This window comes from Pseudomonas sp. 05N434 (assembly GCF_056396965.1).
Window position 1 is genome coordinate 1 of sequence record NZ_JBFTMK010001134.1, and the last position, 451, is coordinate 451.

Below are 451 nucleotides of genomic sequence, written 5' to 3' on the forward strand. Positions count from 1 at the left end.
ACGCTGGTCTTCCGGCAAGTCAATGGAAGAATTATCGCCCATTAACAAAACTGGAAGGAACTCATCCCAGGTTGAGAGTGTCTTTAACAGGCCCAAAAGTGCACCAGGAGCATTTACCGTCCCGATGAGGACACAGATTACTTCACGACTTGATGACAGAGAGCCGACCGCCTGCTGCCAGTCATGGCTGCCACAGGGTAAATTTTCTTCGCCGAGAAAATTTAAAATCACCGCCAAATCGCGGCGGCGGACGCTATCGTCATCAATCAGCAGAATTTTGGTTTCACGCCACATGCAATAGCAACTTCCCTAGTCAACTCAATGCCCAAAATGAGGGGCAAGCTAGACGCTTGCAGACACGTTGTGCCTGTAGACGCCTGAAATCTGGAACCAGCCACTAGTTAAGTCAAAAAACCGTGCACAGTCAAATTTATGGCGCACTATGTTTGGA

General features: G+C 48.8%; 1 protein-coding gene. It reads right to left on the bottom strand.

Translation table 11 applies throughout. The features are described from left to right. On the bottom strand, positions 1–294 hold a 294-nt coding region (locus AC1DLB_RS32095; RefSeq protein ID WP_477786548.1), incomplete at its 3' end, for a response regulator. Positions 295–451: the final 157 nt, after the last annotated feature.